Annotated in this window: 17 protein-coding genes; 12 read left to right on the top strand and 5 right to left on the bottom strand. The window is 57.6% G+C overall.

Features of this window, described 5'->3' with window-relative positions; all coding sequences use genetic code 11:
• The first annotated feature begins 280 nt into the window (after positions 1–280).
• From SPG90_RS18500 to trmL, 9 genes are all read left to right on the top strand, one after another.
• Entirely contained in the window at positions 281–2,188 is a 1,908-nt protein-coding gene (locus tag SPG90_RS18500) for a PTS mannitol transporter subunit IICBA (RefSeq protein ID WP_023309922.1), read from the top strand.
• Positions 2,189–2,286: 98 nt separating this feature from the next.
• Positions 2,287–3,435, top strand: coding sequence for a mannitol-1-phosphate 5-dehydrogenase (mtlD, locus tag SPG90_RS18495; protein WP_047173756.1), 1,149 nt, complete (start codon positions 2,287–2,289; stop codon positions 3,433–3,435).
• Positions 3,432–4,022 (top strand): mannitol operon repressor MtlR, encoded by a 591-nt coding sequence (gene mtlR / locus SPG90_RS18490; RefSeq protein WP_047173755.1) that lies wholly within the window; start codon positions 3,432–3,434, stop codon positions 4,020–4,022. The genes mtlD and mtlR overlap by 4 nt, the downstream gene beginning before the upstream one ends.
• Before the next feature lie 58 nt (positions 4,023–4,080).
• Positions 4,081–4,443: a YibL family ribosome-associated protein gene (locus SPG90_RS18485; protein ID WP_010436679.1), complete on the top strand. Its 363-nt coding sequence runs from the start codon at positions 4,081–4,083 to the stop codon at positions 4,441–4,443.
• A gap of 335 nt (positions 4,444–4,778) precedes the next feature.
• On the top strand, positions 4,779–6,434 hold the full coding sequence (lldP, locus tag SPG90_RS18480) for an L-lactate permease (RefSeq protein WP_023309919.1): 1,656 nt from the start codon (positions 4,779–4,781) through the stop codon (positions 6,432–6,434).
• Positions 6,431–7,204 (top strand): transcriptional regulator LldR, encoded by a 774-nt coding sequence (gene lldR / locus SPG90_RS18475; RefSeq protein WP_045400284.1) that lies wholly within the window; start codon positions 6,431–6,433, stop codon positions 7,202–7,204. The genes lldP and lldR overlap by 4 nt, the downstream gene beginning before the upstream one ends.
• Positions 7,201–8,388 carry an FMN-dependent L-lactate dehydrogenase LldD gene (gene lldD, locus SPG90_RS18470; protein WP_045400286.1) on the top strand — a complete coding sequence of 396 codons (1,188 nt, stop codon included), beginning with the start codon at positions 7,201–7,203 and terminating at the stop codon, positions 8,386–8,388. Before lldR ends, lldD begins: the two co-directional genes overlap by 4 nt.
• A 181-nt stretch (positions 8,389–8,569) precedes the next feature.
• Positions 8,570–9,910: an MFS transporter gene (locus SPG90_RS18465; RefSeq protein WP_047173754.1), complete on the top strand. Its 1,341-nt coding sequence runs from the start codon at positions 8,570–8,572 to the stop codon at positions 9,908–9,910.
• Positions 9,911–9,955: 45 nt separating this feature from the next.
• Entirely contained in the window at positions 9,956–10,429 is a 474-nt protein-coding gene (gene trmL / locus SPG90_RS18460; RefSeq protein WP_033147028.1) for a tRNA (uridine(34)/cytosine(34)/5-carboxymethylaminomethyluridine(34)-2'-O)-methyltransferase TrmL, read from the top strand.
• On the opposite strand, the gene cysE is transcribed toward trmL, so the two are convergent.
• The 5 genes from cysE to SPG90_RS18435 form a co-directional block, all read right to left on the bottom strand.
• Positions 10,426–11,247, bottom strand: coding sequence for a serine O-acetyltransferase (gene cysE / locus SPG90_RS18455; protein ID WP_008502718.1), 822 nt, complete (start codon positions 11,245–11,247; stop codon positions 10,426–10,428). The genes trmL and cysE overlap by 4 nt on opposite strands.
• Positions 11,248–11,321: 74 nt before the next feature.
• Entirely contained in the window at positions 11,322–12,341 is a 1,020-nt protein-coding gene (gene gpsA / locus SPG90_RS18450) for an NAD(P)H-dependent glycerol-3-phosphate dehydrogenase (RefSeq protein WP_023309915.1), read from the bottom strand.
• Positions 12,341–12,808 (bottom strand): protein-export chaperone SecB, encoded by a 468-nt coding sequence (gene secB / locus SPG90_RS18445; protein WP_003860835.1) that lies wholly within the window; start codon positions 12,806–12,808, stop codon positions 12,341–12,343. The genes gpsA and secB overlap by 1 nt, the downstream gene beginning before the upstream one ends.
• A gap of 32 nt (positions 12,809–12,840) precedes the next feature.
• Entirely contained in the window at positions 12,841–13,092 is a 252-nt protein-coding gene (gene grxC / locus SPG90_RS18440) for a glutaredoxin 3 (RefSeq protein WP_023309914.1), read from the bottom strand.
• Between the two features lie 11 nt (positions 13,093–13,103).
• Complete coding sequence (locus tag SPG90_RS18435) at positions 13,104–13,535, bottom strand: rhodanese-like domain-containing protein (protein ID WP_023309913.1); 432 nt, start codon at positions 13,533–13,535, stop codon at positions 13,104–13,106.
• A 246-nt stretch (positions 13,536–13,781) separates the two neighbouring features.
• Here SPG90_RS18435 and gpmM point away from each other — a divergent pair, with 246 nt between their 5' ends.
• Genes gpmM through SPG90_RS18420 form a run of 3 tightly spaced genes read left to right on the top strand, consistent with a single transcriptional unit; the run spans position 13,782 to position 17,555 of the window.
• On the top strand, positions 13,782–15,326 hold the full coding sequence (gene gpmM, locus SPG90_RS18430) for a 2,3-bisphosphoglycerate-independent phosphoglycerate mutase (RefSeq protein ID WP_126303890.1): 1,545 nt from the start codon (positions 13,782–13,784) through the stop codon (positions 15,324–15,326).
• Positions 15,327–15,359: 33 nt separating this feature from the next.
• A complete protein-coding gene (gene envC, locus SPG90_RS18425) occupies positions 15,360–16,619 on the top strand; it encodes a murein hydrolase activator EnvC (protein WP_229231479.1) in 1,260 nt (419 codons plus the stop codon).
• Positions 16,620–16,622: 3 nt separating this feature from the next.
• Entirely contained in the window at positions 16,623–17,555 is a 933-nt protein-coding gene (locus SPG90_RS18420; RefSeq protein ID WP_248169722.1) for a divergent polysaccharide deacetylase family protein, read from the top strand.

Here is a 17,555-nt window from a genome sequence, read left to right as displayed (position 1 = left end):
ACCAAAGCGTGACAACCATCACAGAAAAGGGTGGTTTTTGCCGTATTTCTCGCCGTCGTATTTTTTTTGCCCACCTTTTTTGTGACCAGGATCACCTCATTGACATCCACACCCCCTATCTTTACGTGACATGTGTCACACAAATTTTCGCTGTCTGGACAGTTGAACGATTCAGTGCCAGATTTCACAGCATCAGAACAGGGCCCGGCTACCTCTGCCGCCTCATTAACAATAAACCTCGGGCCGCAAGCCTAAGCGTAAACAGAAGAAGGGGTGTTTTATGTCATCCGATTTCAAGATCAAAGTTCAAAGCTTTGGTCGTTTCCTCAGCAACATGGTGATGCCAAATATCGGCGCGTTTATCGCGTGGGGTATCATCACTGCATTGTTCATTCCGACAGGGTGGTTGCCTAACGAAACGCTGGCGAAACTTGTTGGCCCAATGATTACCTATCTCCTTCCGCTGCTCATCGGTTTCACCGGTGGTCGTCTGGTGGGCGGTGACCGTGGTGGCGTAGTGGGCGCTATCACGACCATGGGTGTTATCGTCGGTGCGGATATGCCGATGTTCCTCGGAGCAATGATTGCCGGTCCTCTGGGCGGCTGGGCGATTAAGAAATTCGACGTCTGGGTTGATGGTAAGATCAAATCCGGCTTCGAAATGCTGGTGAACAACTTCTCTGCGGGCATCATCGGGATGATCCTCGCGATTCTGGCGTTCCTCGGCATTGGCCCTGCGGTTGAAGTACTGTCCAAAATTTTGGCGGCAGGCGTTAACTTCATGGTTGCGCACGACATGCTGCCGCTGGCGTCTATCTTCGTTGAACCGGCGAAAATCCTGTTCCTGAACAACGCCATCAACCACGGCATCTTCTCGCCGCTGGGTATTCAGCAGTCTCACGATCTCGGCAAGTCTATCTTCTTCCTGATTGAAGCTAACCCGGGTCCGGGTATGGGCGTTCTGCTGGCGTACATGTTCTTTGGTCGCGGCAGCGCTAAGCAGTCTGCTGGCGGTGCGGCAATCATTCACTTCCTGGGCGGTATTCACGAAATTTACTTCCCGTACGTGCTGATGAACCCACGTCTGATCCTGGCCGTTATCCTTGGCGGTATGACCGGCGTGTTCACCCTGAGCGTGCTGGGCGGCGGTCTGGTGTCTCCAGCTTCTCCGGGTTCTATCCTGGCGGTGCTGGCGATGACGCCAAAAGGGGCGTACTTCGCGAACATCGCGGCCATCTGTGCAGCCATGGCCGTCTCCTTCGTGGTCTCTTCTATCCTGCTGAAAACCAGCAAAGTGAAAGAAGACGACGATATTGAAGCGGCGACCCGTCGTATGCACGACATGAAAGCTGAATCCAAAGGCGCGACCCCGCTGGCGGCTGGCGACGTGTCTAACGACCTGAGCCACGTGCGTAAAATCATCGTTGCCTGCGACGCCGGTATGGGTTCCAGCGCAATGGGTGCAGGCGTGCTGCGTAAGAAAGTGCAGGATGCGGGCCTGACCAACATCTCCGTCACCAACAGCGCCATTAACAGCCTGCCGCCGGACGTTGACCTGGTTATCACGCACCGCGACCTGACCGAACGCGCCATGCGCCAGGTGCCGCAGGCGCAGCACATCTCGCTGACCAACTTCCTCGACAGCGGCCTGTACACCAGCCTGACCGAACGTCTGGTTGCGGCGCAGCGTCACGAAGACAACGAAGTGAAAGTGCGCTCAAGCCTGCAGGACAGCTTTGACGAGAGCAACGCCCACCTGTTCAAACTGGGTGCGGAAAACATCTTCCTCGGTCGTACCGCGGCAACTAAAGAAGAAGCGATTCGCTTTGCCGGCGAGCAGCTGGTGAAAGGCGGCTACGTTCAGCCTGAATATGTTGACGCGATGCTGGAACGCGAAAAACTGACGCCAACCTACCTGGGCGAATCCATCGCGGTGCCGCACGGTACGGTTGAAGCGAAAGATCGCGTCCTGAAAACCGGCGTCGTATTCTGTCAGTATCCGCAGGGCGTGCGCTTCGGTGAAGAAGAAGACGACATCGCCCGTCTGGTGATTGGTATCGCCGCTCGTAACAACGAGCACATTCAGGTGATTACCAGCCTGACCAACGCGCTGGACGATGAGTCTGTCATTGCGCGTCTGGCGAGCACCACCAGCGTGGAAGAAGTCCTGGCACTTCTTAACAAATAAGTCCTCTTCCCTCTCCCCTCTGGGGAGAGGGCTAGGGTGAGGGGAAACGTTCCTCACCCCAGCCCTCTCGGGTAAAAACATTGATGAAGGTTAACACTATGAAAGCATTACATTTTGGCGCAGGTAACATCGGTCGTGGTTTTATCGGTAAACTGCTGGCAGACGCGGGCATTACGCTGACATTCGCCGATGTGAATCAGGTGGTCCTGGATGCCCTGAATGCGCGTCATAGCTATCAGGTCCATGTAGTCGGTGAAAACGAGCAGGTTGAGACGGTATCCGGCGTCAACGCGGTCAGCAGCATCGGGGAAGACGTTATCGACCTGATCGCCAGCGTCGATCTGGTCACCACGGCCGTGGGTCCGGTCGTTCTTGAGCGCATCGCCCCTGCGGTTGCGAAAGGCCTGGCAAAACGTAAAGCGCAGGGCATCGACACCCCGCTGAACATCATCGCCTGTGAAAACATGGTGCGCGGCACCACGCAGCTGAAAGGCCACGTGCTCAACGCTGTAGCAGATGAAGACAAAGCCTGGGTTGAAGCGCACGTCGGGTTTGTGGATTCCGCCGTAGATCGCATCGTTCCGCCGTCTGAATCCGCCAACAACGACCCGCTGGAAGTGACCGTAGAAACCTTCAGCGAGTGGATCGTTGATAAAACCCAGTTTAAAGGCGCCCTGCCGACCATTCCGGGAATGGAATTAACCGATAACCTGATGGCATTTGTCGAACGCAAACTCTTCACGCTGAACACCGGGCATGCTATAACCGCGTACCTCGGAAAATTGGCCGGTCATCAGACCATTCGTGATGCGATCCTCGATGAGAAGATCCGCGCGGTGGTAAAAGGGGCAATGGAAGAGAGCGGCGCGGTGCTGATCAAACGCTACGGTTTTGATGCTGATAAACACGCAGCATACATCCAGAAAATCCTCGGTCGCTTTGAAAACCCGTATCTGAAAGATGACGTTGAGCGCGTGGGCCGTCAGCCTCTGCGCAAACTGAGCGCGGGCGACCGTCTGATTAAGCCGCTGCTGGGCACGCTTGAATACGGCCTGCCGCACGCCAACCTGGTGAAAGGGATTGCCGCCGCGATGCACTACCGCAGCGAGCAGGACCCGCAGGCGCAGGAACTGGCTCAGCTGATTAATGACAAAGGCGCGCAGGCTGCGCTGGCGCAGATTTCCGGTCTGGACGCCAACAGCGACGTGGTTGTGGAGGCGGTTAACGCATACAACGCAACCAAATGATGCACAGTGCGGCGCAGGTTAACCTGCGCCCAAATAATAGATTGTCAGATATGCAGGCAATAATGGAACAAACCCAGGCCTTTGAAAATCGTGTGCTTGAGCGTCTGAATGCTGGCAAAACCGTACGAAGCTTCCTGATTGCCGCCGTCGAGCTGTTAAACGAGGCGGTGAATATCCTGGTGCTTCAGGTGTTTCGCAAAGACGACTACGCGGTAAAGTATGCTGTAGAACCGTTACTGGACGGAGACGGACCGCTGGGCGATCTATCCGTGCGTCTGAAGCTAATTTATGGTCTTGGCGTTCTGAACCGGCAGGAGTATGAAGATGCGGAGCTGTTAATGGCGCTGCGCGAAGAACTCAATCATGACGGTAACGAGTACACCTTTACCGATGATGAGATCCTGGGGCCCTTCGGCGAGCTGCACTGCGTCACCGCGCTGCCCCCTGCTCCCCATTTTGATAACAGCGACCCTGAGCTCTACGCGATGCAAAAGCTGCGTTATCAGCAGGTTGTCCGTTCCACGATGGTTCTCTCCCTGACTGAGCTGATTTCCCGAATCAGCTTAAAAAAAGCGTTTCAGAAGTAAGCCTGCTCACATTGGTGTATCCTTCCCTGTAAATTCCCCGTTTTCAGAGTTATTTGTCATGAAAGAAGTCGAAAAGAACGAAATTAAACGCCTGAGCGACCGCCTGGATCTGATCCGCCATCAGATGGCTGGCCTGTCACTGGTCGATTCCGCCGAGAAGTACGCCGAGCTGGAAAAAGAAGCCGCCACGCTGGAAACAGAAATCGAGCGCCTGCGCGAAGTGAAAGGCCAGAAGCTGAGCAAAGAAGCGCAGAAGCTGATGAACATGCCGCACCGCCGCGCGATCACCAAAAAAGAACAGGCCGACATGGGTAAGCTTAAGAAAAGCGTCCGCGGTCTGGTGGTGGTACACCCGATGACCGAGCTTGGCCGCGAAATGGGCCTGAAAGAGATGACGGGTTTTTGTAAGACCGCGTTCTGATACTTCCCCCTCACCCAAACCCTCTCCCCAAAGGGGCGAGGGGACTGTACGGTGCGGTTTTCTCCCTCTCCCCATGGGAGAGGGCCGGGGTGAGGGCATCAGGCCCCACCCCGCTTCAAATTGGCCCAACCAATCCCCCTTTTCTTTCTTCCCTGGTTCACAATTCCATTATTTCCGCTCACAAACTCATTGCTTGACCATAACATTTGGTTAACCATTCATTGTCATTAACCCTACAACACAACATTGGCAGGACCACTTTTACACAACCTGTGACGCAGAGTTGAGCGGAGACTCACCCGCAGCGCAGGCTGTCTGGTCCCCAGGAGACCTGCATGAGCCTCTGGCAACAAAACTACGACCCGGCCGGTAATATCTGGCTGTCGAGCCTGATCGCATCGCTTCCGATCCTGTTCTTCTTCTTTGCGCTGATTAAGCTCAAGCTGAAGGGCTACCTCGCCGCGACGTATACCGTTGCTATCGCCCTGATGGTGGCGCTGTTCTTCTATAAAATGCCGGTCGATCGCGCGCTGGCCTCCGTCGTCTACGGTTTCTTCTACGGCCTGTGGCCGATTGCGTGGATCATCATCGCGGCGGTGTTTGTCTATAAAATCTCGGTGAAAACCGGGCAGTTCGACATTATCCGCTCGTCGATTCTTTCCATCACGCCGGACCAGCGCCTGCAGATGCTGATTGTCGGCTTCTCCTTCGGGGCATTTCTGGAGGGCGCGGCAGGCTTTGGCGCACCGGTGGCGATCACCGCCGCGCTGCTGGTCGGTCTGGGCTTTAACCCGCTGTATGCCGCGGGCCTGTGCCTGATTGTGAACACCGCGCCGGTTGCGTTTGGCGCGATGGGTATTCCGATTCTGGTGGCCGGACAGGTTACCGGGCTGGACAGCTTCGAGATCGGCCAGATGGTCGGCCGCCAGCTGCCCTTCCTGACCATTATCGTCCTGTTCTGGATCATGGCGATTATGGATGGCTGGCGCGGCGTGAAGGAAACCTGGCCTGCGGTGATGGTGGCGGGCGGTTCGTTCGCTATCGCTCAATACCTCAGCTCGAACTTCCTCGGCCCGGAGCTGCCGGACATCATCTCTTCGCTGGTGTCGCTGGTCTGTCTGACGCTGTTCCTGAAACGCTGGCAGCCGGTGCGTATTTTCCGCTTCGCCGACATGGGCGCTTCGCAGGTTGATCAAACCCTGGCCCGTACGGGCTATACGGCAGGACAGGTGATCCGCGCCTGGTCGCCGTTCCTGTTCCTGACCGCAACGGTCACCCTGTGGAGCATCCCGCCGTTTAAAGCCCTGTTCGCGCCGGGTGGGGCGCTGTACGACATGGTGATTAATATTTCCGTACCGTTCCTCGACAAGATGGTCGCCCGTATGCCGCCGGTGGTGCACGCTGCCACGCCGTATGCCGCGGTCTATAAATTCGACTGGTTCTCCGCCACCGGTACCGCCATCCTGTTTGCCGCTATTCTTTCCGTAGTATGGCTGCGCATGAAGCCTGCGGCCGCGGTGCAGACCTTTGCCGCGACCGTTAAAGAGCTGATGCTGCCGATTTACTCCATCGGCATGGTGCTGGCGTTCGCGTTTATCTCGAACTACTCCGGCCTGTCATCGACGCTGGCGCTGGCGCTGGCCCATACCAGCCACGCCTTCACCTTCTTCTCGCCGTTCCTCGGCTGGCTGGGGGTGTTCCTGACCGGTTCCGATACCTCGTCTAACGCCCTGTTCGCCGCGCTGCAGGCAACGGCGGCCCAGCAGATTGGCGTGTCGGACGTCCTGCTGGTGGCCGCGAATACCACCGGCGGCGTGACCGGGAAAATGATCTCTCCACAATCCATCGCCATTGCCTGTGCGGCGGTGGGACTGGTCGGTAAAGAGTCGGATCTGTTCCGCTTTACCGTGAAACACAGCCTGATATTCACCTGCATGGTGGGGGTGATCACCACCCTGCAGGCCTATGTCTTAACCTGGATGATCCCATGATAGTAATGCCCAGACGCCTGTCCGACGAGATTGCCTCTCGCGTGCGGGCGCTGATTGAAGAACAACAGCTGGAAGCGGGCATGAAGTTGCCCGCCGAACGCCAGCTCGCCGCCCAGCTTGGCGTGTCGCGCAATTCTCTGCGTGAGGCGCTGGCGACGCTGGTTAGCGAAGGGGTGCTGGTGAGCCGTCGCGGCGGCGGCACCTTTGTACGCTGGCAGCATGACGACTGGTCCGAGCAAAACATCGTGCAGCCGCTGAAGACGCTGATGGAGAACGACCCGGACTACAGCTTCGACATCCTTGAAGCGCGTCACGCCATCGAAACCAGTACCGCCTGGCACGCGGCCATGCGGGCAACCGACGCCGACAAAGAGAAACTCATCGCCTGCTTTGAGGCCACGCAAAGCAGCGACCCGGATATCGCCTCCCAGGCGGACGTCCGTTTTCACCTGGCGATTGCCGAGGCGTCGCACAACGTGGTGCTGCTCCAGACCATGCGCGGGTTCTTCGACCTGCTGCAATCCTCCGTGAAGCAGAGCCGCCAGCGCATGTATCTGGTTCCGCCAGTGTTTGCCCGACTAACCGAACAGCACGAGGCGGTGCTCAACGCCATTCTGGCCGGTGATGCCGAGGCCGCGCGCAAAGCGATGATGGCGCATCTCGGTTTCGTGCACACCACCATTAAACGATTCGATGAAGACCAGGCCCGACAGGCGCGTATTACCCGTCTGCCTGGCGACAGTGATATTTCCAGGGAGAACAAAGCATGATTATTTCAGCAGCCAGTGACTATCGCGCCGCGGCGCAGCGCATTTTGCCCCCGTTCCTGTTCCACTACATCGACGGCGGGGCGTATGCCGAATACACCCTGCGCCGCAACGTGGAAGACTTGTCGGAGGTGGCTCTGCGCCAGCGCGTGCTGAAGAATATGTCTGACCTGAGCCTTGAGACAAAGCTGTTTAACGAAACGCTTTCCATGCCCGTCGCGCTCGCGCCTGTGGGCCTGTGCGGCATGTATGCCCGCCGTGGCGAAGTGCAGGCGGCCGCGGCGGCGGATGCCAAAGGCATTCCGTTTACCCTTTCCACCGTGTCCGTCTGCCCGATTGAAGAGGTCGCCCCGACCATCAAGCGCCCGATGTGGTTCCAGCTGTACGTCCTGCGCGATCGCGGCTTTATGCGCAACGCGCTCGAGCGCGCCAAAGCGGCGGGCTGCTCCACGCTGGTCTTTACCGTCGATATGCCAACGCCCGGGGCACGCTATCGTGATGCCCACTCAGGCATGAGCGGCCCGAATGCTGCGTTACGCCGCTACTGGCAGGCCATGACCCATCCGCAGTGGGCGTGGGATGTCGGCCTGAACGGTCGTCCGCACGATCTCGGGAATATCTCGGCATACCTCGGTAAACCGACCGGGCTGGAGGATTACATTGGCTGGCTGGCGAACAACTTCGATCCGTCGATCTCGTGGAAAGACCTGGAGTGGATCCGCGAATTCTGGGACGGCCCGATGGTGATCAAAGGGATCCTCGATCCGGAAGATGCCCGCGACGCGGTACGCTTTGGCGCAGACGGGATTGTGGTCTCTAACCACGGCGGACGCCAGCTTGACGGGGTGCTCTCTTCCGCACGCGCCCTGCCGGCCATCGCCGATGCGGTGAAAGGCGATATTGCGATCCTGGCCGACAGCGGCATCCGCAACGGGCTGGACGTGGTGCGCATGATTGCGCTGGGCGCCGACAGCGTGCTGCTGGGACGCGCGTATCTGTATGCGCTGGCGACGGCGGGCCAGGCAGGGGTGGCGAATCTGCTCAACCTGATCGAAAAAGAGATGAAGGTGGCGATGACGCTGACAGGAGCGAAAACGATCGGTGAAATCAGCAGAGATTCTCTGGTGCAGGAGTTAAGCAAATTACCGGCGGCGCTGGCGCCACTTGCTCAGGGAAACGCGGCCTGACCTTCGCCGGTTAATCCCCCTTTCTCACGCGCCCGATTTCCCCCTCGGGCGCTTTTTTACGCCAAAAATAACATCCAGATAACATATTGGATAAGAAAATTTGACATCCACCCGCCGTCCGCAATTGTATAGACAAGCAAATACAAGAACACAAAAACAACATCAGATCGGAGTGGAGCGTATGGCGTATTCAGGTAAGGTGGATATTCAGCAGGTGATCGATGAGAGTCCCTTTTCAGGGTTTCACTGGCTGCTCATTGTACTAGGCTTTCTGGTTCTGGCGATCGATGGTTTTGATACGGCAGCGATGGGTTACATCGCGCCTACGCTGTCGGCAGAATGGGGAATACACAAACAGGATCTGGGGCCGGTGCTGAGTGCGGCGCTGCTGGGGCTGTCGCTGGGCGCGCTGGTTGCCGGTCCGGTATCGGACCGGATGGGGCGCAAGCGCGTGCTGGTCTTTTCGTGCCTGTTCTTCGGCCTTGCGAGCCTGGGGACGGCCTGGGCGCAAAGTCTGAATACCCTGACGCTGTGGCGCTTTCTGACGGGCCTGGGCCTCGGCGCCGCAATGCCTAACGCCATCACGCTGATCTCCGAGTTTGCCCCCCAGCGCTGTCGCGCCATGGCGATCAATGCCATGTACTGCGGCTTCCCTCTGGGCGCGGCGGGCGGCGGCGCGATCTCTTCCTGGCTTATCCCCCACCACGGCTGGCGAAGCGTGCTGCTGACCGGGGCGATTGCGCCGCTGGTTTTAACGCTGCTGCTGGCGCTGTTTTTACCGGAGTCCGTGAAGTTTCTGGTGCAGCGCGGGAAAGACGTCATGCAGGTCCGCCGCATCGCCAGCCGGTTTGCCCGCAGCACGCTGGATAGCGTCACGGGCTTTTTCCTGGCGGAGGAGAAAGTCGCCTCTAAAAAAGGGAGCGTGTCGCAGCTGTTTTCCATGCCCTGGCTGCCCGGCACCCTGATGCTGTGGGTGACCTATTTTATGGGGCTGGTCATTTACTACGTTCTGCTAAGCTGGATGCCAACGCTGATGCAGGGGATGGGCTATGCCCTGGCGGAATCTGCCTGGCTCACCTCGTTGTTCACCTTCGGCGGCACCGCAGGCATTCTGCTCGCGGGCTGGATGATGGACCGCTGGGAAGCGCACAGGGTGGTCGCGTGTGGTTTCGTGCTGACAATGGGCCTCATCCTTTTGCTTGGCATTGAGCATAACCATATCGCCCTGTTTGGCGGGCTGATTTTCCTGATGGGGATCGCGATGAACGGCGCGCAATCGGGCATGCAAACCCTGGCCGCCACCTTTTACCCTACCGAGTGCCGCGCGACGGGCATCGCCTGGATGCAGGGGATCGGCCGCTTTGGCGGCGTGGCGGGAACCATGACCAGCGCCCAGCTTCTCTCTATGCAGTGGCAGGCAGACATTATTTTAATGATCCTCAGCGTGCCCGCTCTGGTAGCCGCTGCGGCAACCGTCTACAAAATGCTGTACGGCCGCTCGCAGGAACCCGGCGTCGCGTAGTTCCTCTCTTTTCTGCTATTCTGCCCCCGCAATTAAGGGGGCAGCATGCTTAACATCGTTTTATTCGAACCAGAAATTCCGCCGAATACCGGCAATATTATCCGCCTGTGTGCCAACACCGGTTTTCGTCTGCATATCATTGAGCCGATGGGCTTTACGTGGGACGACAAACGTCTGCGTCGCGCAGGGCTGGATTATCATGAATTTACCGCCGTCGTTCGCCATCACGATTACGCCGCGTTTCTGGAAGCAGAGAAGCCGCAGCGCATGTTCGCCCTGACTACCAAAGGCACGCCAGCGCATAGCGCCGTGAGCTATCAGGCAGGTGACTATCTGATGTTTGGCCCGGAAACCCGCGGCCTGCCGGCCACGATCCTGGATGCCCTGCCCGCCGAGCAGAAAATCCGTATTCCGATGATGCCGGACAGCCGCAGCATGAACCTGTCGAACGCGGTGTCGGTGGTGGTGTATGAAGCCTGGCGCCAGCTGGGGTATCCGGGCGCCATTCTCAGAAGTTAAATGCCGTCACCATACTCGAACGTATGGTGAATGCCGTTGAAGTGCTGATCCATGTCCATGGAAGGCTTATCGCTGTCTGGTTTACCGACGATGCGCGCCGGTACGCCAGCGGCGGTGGTATGCGGCGGCACGGGCTGGAGCACTACGGAGCCTGCGCCGATCTTCGCACCGCGCCCGACTTCGATATTGCCAAGGATTTTGGCACCCGCGCCAATCATCACCCCTTCACGGATTTTCGGGTGGCGATCGCCGCTGGTTTTACCGGTACCGCCCAGGGTAACCGACTGCAGGATCGAGACGTCATCTTCAATGACCGCCGTTTCCCCGACGACAATCCCGGTGGCGTGGTCGAGCATGATCCCGCGGCCAATTTTCGCAGCCGGGTGAATATCGACCTGGAACGTCACGGAAACCTGGTTTTGCAGGAAGATCGCCAGCGCGCGGCGGCCTTCATTCCACAGCCAGTGGCCGATGCGGTAAGCCTGCAGGGCGTGGAAGCCTTTCAGGTACAGCAGCGGCGTAGAATATTTATCGACCGCCGGATCACGCGTGCGCACGGCCTGAATATCGCAGGCGGCAGAGGCGATCATTTCCGGGTCTGCAGCGTAAGCCTCTTCCACCACTTCCCGAATGGCGATAGCTGGCATGATCGAGGAAGCCAGCTTGTTGGCGAGCATATAGCTCAGCGCGCTGCCGAGGTTTTCGTGCTTAAGTAGCGTCGCGTGGTAGAAACTGGCCAGCATAGGCTCGCAGTCGGCCAGCGCCCGGGCTTCGGCTTTAATATTGTTCCAGACGATATCCAGTTCTTCACACGGCATTGCTTACTCCAGACGATAGTTAATGACCAGCCAGTTCTGCGCTGGCTGGGTCATTCAGGTGACAACGGTTCCGACTAGTTACTGCTGCGCTCGTCCTTGCGCGCACGACCTAATAAGGTCAATGCTGCCTCGCGCGCATTTTTTCCGCAATACAATACCTGATAAATTTCCTCGGTTATTGGCATTTCGACACCGAAACGGTGCGCCAACTCGCGGACTTCCTTGGTATTGCGGTAGCCTTCAACCACCTGACCAATCTTCTCCTGCGCGCCTTTAACATCGCTGCCCTGTCCGAGCATCATGCCAAAACGGCGGTTACGAGACTGGTTATCGGTACAGGTCAGCACCAGGTCGCCCAGGCCAGCCATTCCCATAAAGGTGGCCGGATCGGCACCCAGCGCTTCGCCCAGGCGGGACATTTCGGTCAGTCCTCGGGTGATCAGCGCCGTACGCGCATTGGCACCAAAACCAATGCCGTCTGACATCCCGGCACCAATCGCAATCACGTTCTTCACCGCACCGCCCAGCTGCACGCCGATAAAATCGGGGTTGCTGTAGACGCGGAAGCTCTTGCCGCAGTGCAGCAGCTGTTGAAGATCGTCGGAGAAGGCCTGATCGGTGGAGGCCAGCGAAATCGCCGTCGGCAGGCCAGCGGCCAGCTCTTTGGCAAAGGTCGGGCCGGAGATGACCGCCAGCGGGATCTCATCACCCAGCGCTTCGCGGGCAACGTCCTGCAGCAGGCGTCCGGTTTCGGCTTCCAGTCCTTTTGTCGCCCAGACAATGCGCGCATCCGGGCGCATCAGCGGCTTAATCTGGCGGAGCACGTCGCCAAATACATGGCTCGGGACCACAATCAGAATGTTGCGGCTGGCCGCCAGCGCGGTCGCAAGGTCGCTTTCAAGGTGCAGGGAGTCGGGGAACGGAACGTCCGGAAGAAACGCCACGTTACAACGGTCGCGTTGCAGCGTTGCGATATGTTTTGGATCGTGGCCCCAGAGAACCACTTCGTGACCATTTCTTGCCAGCGTGATGGCAAGAGCGGTGCCGTATGAGCCGGCACCGATCACAGTCATTGACGCATTAACAGTGCTCATCAGGCATCCTGATGTTGTTCAGCACCTTCGCCAGCTTGCTGCTGCAGATAGTTCATGAACAGCGCATCAAAGTTAACTGGCGCAAGGTTCAGTTGCGGGAATGTACCGCGAGAAACCAGGCTGGTGATGCATTCACGCGCATACGGGAACAGAATGTTCGGGCAGTACGCACCCAGGCAATGCGCCATCTGGTTGCCTTCGATACCGCCGATAGAGAAGATGCCGCCCTGCTGTACTTCACACAGGAATGCAGTTTCTTCGCCCAGGGACGCGGTAACGGTCACACGCAGCACGACTTCATACACGTCATCTGCCAGCTGGGTAGATGCGGTATCCAGATCAAGTTTAACCTCTGGCTGCCAGTCTTTCTGGAAAACATGTGGCGCATTTGGCGCTTCGAAAGAGACGTCCTTGGTGTAGATACGCTGGATCTGGAAAGTCATTTCGGTGTTGTTTTGTTCTGACATGGAAATACCCTTTTTAATTGTCCTAAAGTCTCTTAGCTCAGCAGCGGATCGAGTCCACCACGGGCGTCGAGCGCATACAAGTCATCACAGCCGCCAATGTGCTGCGCATCAATAAAAATCTGCGGAACCGTCGTGCGACCACTACGTTTGATCATCTCTTCGCGTTTAATCGCGTCACCGTCGATCGGCAGTTCCTGGAACGTGACGCCTTTGCTGTTCAGCAGCGCTTTCGCACGATGACAGAACGGGCACGTCGCTTTGGTATAGATCTCAATATTGGCCATGACTGAACTCCTTATTTACCGCGTACCAAAGGAAGATTTTCCCCGCTCCAGCCGGAAATACCTTCTTTCAGCACCGTTACGTTTTCGAAGCCTGCTTTATGAAGCGCGCTGGCAGATTCCTGTGCCTGCATGCCGGTCGCATCGACAACGATAATCGGCTGGGCTTTGTGTTTCTCAAGCTCACCGACGTTGTTCGCTTTGATTTCAGCTGGCAGCAGGTTGATTGCGCCCGCAATGTGACCTTTACGGAAATCGTCACGCTGACGCAGATCGACCACGACGGCATCTTCTTTGTTGATCAGACGCGTCGCTTCACCACGGGTGATAACCTTAATTTTAGACGTCAGGCTCTTAAATGTGGTGAACAGCACAGCAGCCAGCAGGCCAATCCACGCGATGCTCAGAACCGGATGGCGGCTAACGAATTGCATAATTTCTTGCATGGAGGGTAACTACTCCCGACTAAGTGATAAAAAAACCAGGACAGGAGTATACCTGTGCGTTCTGGCAAATACAGCCAGCGACCATAACCTAATCCATTTTCTGCGGCATGCCACCTAAAAAAATGCCTCAAAATGGTCTGATGAACATCTTGCCCCTGCGCTTTCTTTGATCTTCTGCGGCTATTTGATCGATTCAGCTGTAGTAAAATTACGCAAATTTTGACTCTTGAGCATGAGGTTGTCGCAATGTCGGTTTCTAAAAAACCTATGGTACTGGTGATTCTGGATGGCTATGGCTACCGTGAAGATAGCCAGGATAACGCTATTTTCAACGCCAAAACCCCGGTCATGGATGCCCTGTGGGCGAAACGTCCGCATACGCTGATTGACGCGTCTGGCCTGGAAGTGGGCCTGCCTGACCGCCAGATGGGCAACTCCGAAGTCGGTCACGTAAACCTGGGCGCCGGGCGTATTGTGTATCAGGATCTGACGCGTCTGGACGTTGAAATCAAAGAACGCACCTTCTTCTCCAACCCAACGCTGTCTGGCGCGGTCGATAAAGCCGTTGCCGCTGGCAAGGCCGTACACATCATGGGCCTGCTCTCTGCTGGCGGCGTGCACAGCCACGAAGATCACATCATGGCGATGGTTGAACTGGCCGCTGAACGCGGTGCAGAAAAAATCTATCTGCACGCCTTCCTGGACGGTCGCGATACGCCACCACGCAGCGCAAAAGGCTCTCTGCAAGCCTTCGAAGACAAATTCGCCGCGTTGGGTAAAGGCCGCGTAGCATCCATTATTGGCCGTTACTACGCCATGGACCGCGACAACCGCTGGGATCGCGTTGAACAGGCCTATGACCTGTTGACCCTGGCAAAAGGTGAATTCCAGTTCGCAACCGCCGTTGAAGCGCTGGAAGCAGCTTATGCTCGTGATGAAAACGACGAATTCGTCAAAGCGTCCGTCATTCGCGCTGAAGGCCAGACCGACGCCGCCATGGAAGATGGCGACGCGCTGATCTTCATGAACTTCCGCGCTGACCGCGCGCGCGAAATCACCCGTGCTTTCGTCAACAGCGACTTCGACGGTTTTGCCCGCAAGAAAGTGGTAAACATCGACTTCATCCAGCTGACCGAATATGCGGCAGACATCAAAGCGCCGTGCGCATACCCACCGGCCTCGCTGGCAAACACCTTCGGTGAGTGGATGGCGAAGAACGACAAAACGCAGCTGCGTATTTCCGAAACTGAAAAATACGCGCACGTGACCTTCTTCTTTAACGGCGGCGTTGAAGAGCCGTTCAAAGGCGAAGACCGCATTCTGATCAACTCACCGAAAGTCGCGACCTACGATCTGCAGCCAGAAATGAGCTCTGCAGAATTGACGGAAAAATTGGTTGCGGCCATCGAGAGCGGTAAGTACGACACCATCATCTGTAACTACCCGAACGGCGACATGGTGGGTCATACCGGGGTGATGGAAGCGGCAGTGAAAGCGGTAGAAGCGCTGGACCACTGTGTTGAGCAGGTAGCGAAAGCGGTTGAATCCGTTGGCGGCCAGCTGCTGATCACCGCTGACCACGGTAACGCTGAACAGATGCGCGACCCGGCGACCGGCCAGGCGCACACGGCCCATACCAACCTGCCTGTTCCGCTGATTTATGTGGGTGATAAATCACTGAAAGCAGTGGAAGGCGGCAAGCTTTCTGACATCGCGCCAACCATGCTGTCGCTGATGGGTATGCCGATCCCTGAAGAGATGACTGGTAAGCCGCTGTTCATCGTGGAATAATCGCTCCCCATGAGGGGAAAGGCGATTTTTTCAATCACATGGGTCGTGAAGCCGCTTAGGTTATCAGTCAGACCTCTGTTTTACGCCAGCGCACTCAGCGCTGGCGTATTGCTGTGCGCCGCATCCGCCCACGCGGATGACCGCGACCAGCTGAAATCTATTCAGGCCGATATCGCCGCCAAAGAGCGTGCGGTACGCCAGCAGCAGCAGCAGCGCTCCGCCCTGCTCGCCCAGCTTAAGCAGCAGGAAGAGGCGATCTCCGCCGCAACGCGTAAACTCCGTGAAACGCAAAACACCCTCGCCCAGTTGAATAAACAGATCGACGAGATGAACGCGTCGATTGCCAAACTCGAGCGCCAGCGCGATGCGCAGGAGCGCAATCTTGCCGCACAGCTTGATGCCGCATTCCGCCAGGGTGAACATACCGGACTCCAGCTGATCCTCAGCGGCGAAGAGAGCCAGCGCGGTCAGCGCCTGCAGGCCTACTTCGGCTATCTCAACCAGGCGCGTCAGGAGACGATCGCGCAGTTGAAGCAGACGCGCGAAGAGGTCTCAACGCAAAAAGCCGAGCTGGAAGAGAAGCAGAGCCAGCAGCAGACGCTGCTCTACGATCAGCAGGCCCAGCAGGCGAAGCTCGAGCAGGCGCGCAACGAGCGTAAGAAAACCCTTTCCGGCCTTGAATCCTCCATTCAGGAAGGTCAGAGCCAGCTCAGCGAAATGCGCGCCAACGAATCAAAACTGCGTAACAGCATCGCCCGTGCGGAAGCCGCGGCGAAAGCGCGCGCCGAAAAAGAGGCGCGCGAGGCGCAGGCCGTTCGCGACAAGCAGCAGGAAGCGTCCCGCAAAGGGACCACCTACAAGCCAAGCGAGAGCGAACGCTCTCTGATGTCGCGTACCGGCGGTTTGGGCTCTCCTCGCGGTCAGGCTTTCTGGCCCGTTCGCGGTTCAATTCTGCATCGCTATGGCGAACAGCTGCAGGGTGAGCTACGTTGGAAAGGGATCGTTATCGGTGCGTCTGAAGGTAGCGAGGTGAAAGCCATCGCCGATGGCCGCGTAATTCTGGCCGACTGGCTGCAAGGTTACGGGCTGGTGGTGGTGGTCGAACACGGTAAAGGCGACATGAGCCTTTACGGCTACAACCAGAGCGCGCTGGTCAGCGTTGGCACGCAGGTGCGCGCAGGCCAACCCATCGCCCTTGTGGGCAGCAGTGGCGGTCAGGGCCGCCCGTCACTCTATTTCGAAATTCGTCGCCAGGGTCAGGCGGTCAATCCACAGCCGTGGTTGGGAAGATAAGTTTTGCTTCAATTTCGTCGAATGGTTTTCTCCGTCGTCAGCGCGCTGGCGCTGGCTGCACCGGTATACGCAGGTAAACTCGCTATCGTGATTGATGACTTCGGTTATCGTCCACACTATGAAAATCAGGTGCTGGCGATGCCGTCGGCCATCTCTGTCGCCGTTCTTCCAAATGCGCCCCACGCGCGTGAGATGGCGACCAAAGCCCACAGCAGCGGTCATCAGGTGCTGATCCACCTGCCGATGGCCCCGCTCAGCAAGCAGCCGCTGGAAAAAGATACCCTGCGCCCGGATATGAGCAGCGAGGAGATCGAGCGCATCATCCGCGACGCCTACAACAAAGTGCCGTATGCCGTGGGGCTGAACAACCATATGGGCAGCGCGATGACATCAAGCCTGTTCGGGATGCTCAAAGTGATGCAGGCGCTGGAGCGTTACAACCTCTACTTCCTCGACAGCATGACCATCGGCAACAGCCAGGCAATGCGTGCCGCTCAGGGAACGGGCGTAAAGGTGATTAAGCGCAAGGTGTTCCTGGATGATACCCAGAACGAAGCCGATATTCGCATGCAGTTTAATCGCGCGGTACAGCTGGCCCGCCGCAATGGCTCAGCCATCGCCATCGGTCACCCGCACCCGTCTACCGTCCGCGTCCTGCAGCAGATGCTGCCGACCCTGCCTGCCGATATCACGCTGGTGCGCCCGAGCGATCTGCTGAACGAGCCGCAGGTGGATAGCTCTACGCCGAATTCTGCGCAGCCCACCCCGACGGCGCCGCGTAATCCGTTCCGCGGCGTGAAGCGCTGCGTGCTGAAGCAACCGCCTGAACCGGTCTACGCGACCCGCTTCTTCTCTGTCATCGGAGACAGCATCAGTAACAGTACGCTGGTGAATTACGTCCAGCAGCAGTGGCAGGGATGGGGTAAGAAAGCCTGA

Source organism: Enterobacter sp. D2, from assembly GCF_034427575.1.
Classification (GTDB): domain Bacteria; phylum Pseudomonadota; class Gammaproteobacteria; order Enterobacterales; family Enterobacteriaceae; genus Enterobacter; species Enterobacter cloacae_M.
This window is presented reverse-complemented; position numbering and strand designations above follow the sequence as displayed.

Bases quoted from the DNA above. Each gene is read 5' to 3' on its own strand.
- SPG90_RS18485 (WP_010436679.1), top strand. From the start codon at position 4,081: ATGAAAGAAGTCGAAAAGAACGAAATTAAACGCCTGAGCGACCGCCTG.
- cysE (WP_008502718.1), bottom strand. From the start codon at position 11,247: ATGCCGTGTGAAGAACTGGATATCGTCTGGAACAATATTAAAGCCGAA.
- lldP (WP_023309919.1), top strand. From the start codon at position 4,779: ATGAGCCTCTGGCAACAAAACTACGACCCGGCCGGTAATATCTGGCTG.
- gpmM (WP_126303890.1), top strand. From the start codon at position 13,782: ATGTCGGTTTCTAAAAAACCTATGGTACTGGTGATTCTGGATGGCTAT.
- gpsA (WP_023309915.1), bottom strand. From the start codon at position 12,341: ATGAGCACTGTTAATGCGTCAATGACTGTGATCGGTGCCGGCTCATAC.
- grxC (WP_023309914.1), bottom strand. From the start codon at position 13,092: ATGGCCAATATTGAGATCTATACCAAAGCGACGTGCCCGTTCTGTCAT.
- mtlD (WP_047173756.1), top strand. From the start codon at position 2,287: ATGAAAGCATTACATTTTGGCGCAGGTAACATCGGTCGTGGTTTTATC.
- trmL (WP_033147028.1), top strand. From the start codon at position 9,956: ATGCTTAACATCGTTTTATTCGAACCAGAAATTCCGCCGAATACCGGC.
- secB (WP_003860835.1), bottom strand. From the start codon at position 12,808: ATGTCAGAACAAAACAACACCGAAATGACTTTCCAGATCCAGCGTATC.
- SPG90_RS18435 (WP_023309913.1), bottom strand. From the start codon at position 13,535: ATGCAAGAAATTATGCAATTCGTTAGCCGCCATCCGGTTCTGAGCATC.
- SPG90_RS18500 (WP_023309922.1), top strand. From the start codon at position 281: ATGTCATCCGATTTCAAGATCAAAGTTCAAAGCTTTGGTCGTTTCCTC.
- mtlR (WP_047173755.1), top strand. From the start codon at position 3,432: ATGATGCACAGTGCGGCGCAGGTTAACCTGCGCCCAAATAATAGATTG.
- lldD (WP_045400286.1), top strand. From the start codon at position 7,201: ATGATTATTTCAGCAGCCAGTGACTATCGCGCCGCGGCGCAGCGCATT.
- SPG90_RS18465 (WP_047173754.1), top strand. From the start codon at position 8,570: ATGGCGTATTCAGGTAAGGTGGATATTCAGCAGGTGATCGATGAGAGT.
- lldR (WP_045400284.1), top strand. From the start codon at position 6,431: ATGATAGTAATGCCCAGACGCCTGTCCGACGAGATTGCCTCTCGCGTG.